We start from the raw sequence: 201 nt of genomic DNA, 5'->3' as shown, positions 1-201 counted from the left end.
ACTACCAACACTTGGAATCGTTACTGCCGATCCTACGGCTTGTACCCCTGCAATTCCTGCAATTGTATAGTCTTTTACGGTTAATGTTGCCGAATCGATATCGCTATCTAATCCTGCTGTTGCATCAGTATCGGTGATGATATTTCCTGTAATAGCAACTGCATCTTCTAATCCGCTGTACCCATTGTTTTGTGCAATTGG

General features: G+C 42.8%; 1 protein-coding gene. It reads right to left on the bottom strand.

Annotated elements, in window-relative coordinates:
- Positions 1–201, bottom strand: a 201-nt coding sequence (locus tag ACSVH7_RS15175; RefSeq protein ID WP_438067525.1) for a hypothetical protein, incomplete at both ends; no start/stop codon positions are given.

Source organism: Flavobacterium sp. TSSA_36 (assembly GCF_051547165.1).
Taxonomy (GTDB): Bacteria; Bacteroidota; Bacteroidia; order Flavobacteriales; family Flavobacteriaceae; genus Flavobacterium.
This window is presented reverse-complemented; position numbering and strand designations above follow the sequence as displayed.